Annotated in this window: 1 protein-coding gene; it reads left to right on the top strand. The window is 62.4% G+C overall.

Going from position 1 to position 502, the window contains the following annotated elements; all coding sequences use genetic code 11:
* Positions 1 to 406 precede the first annotated feature (406 nt).
* Positions 407 to 502, top strand: a 96-nt coding sequence (locus AC1DQC_RS20395) for a DUF6632 domain-containing protein (RefSeq protein WP_477053039.1), incomplete at its 3' end; no start/stop codon positions are given.

The raw sequence follows: 502 nt of genomic DNA, 5'->3' as shown, positions 1-502 counted from the left end.
AGGTAGAAGGACATGTTCGTTCGTCGAGTTACGGCTAGTGCGCTGACCATTGCGGCTCTCGCGGGAGGGATCGGAATCCTCACCGCCCCAACCGCGGCAACCAGGCCGCGGCAATGCGCAGCGTTGATCTCACAGGTGCGACGCTCTTACGACGCCGCGACGGTCAATGAAGCCGTGTACGGGGCGAATGCTCCACAGACCGTCTCCGCCTGGCAACAGTACGGCGCTGCAGCCGATGCGGCCGCTACGTCCGGCTGCTATTGACCAGGGCGAGCAGTACCACCGCAAGTTGGGCCGTCGGGTCTCGGAACTGATCCGGGCCCACGCCTCGTAGTTTGATTCCACGATCGCCTCAGGGGTCCGAGGAACAGGACCTGCTCGGAGCCCATACCTGTTGGAGTGCGCAATGGTGTCCTCATACAGCTACAGACTTCTCCAGATCGCGCTTGTCGTCTTTGGCGCGGTGATGCTTCTTCTCTATCCGCTCGCTGTGGTGTGGCCG

The organism is Cellulomonas sp. P4_H12 (genome assembly GCF_056400905.1).
This window is presented reverse-complemented; position numbering and strand designations above follow the sequence as displayed.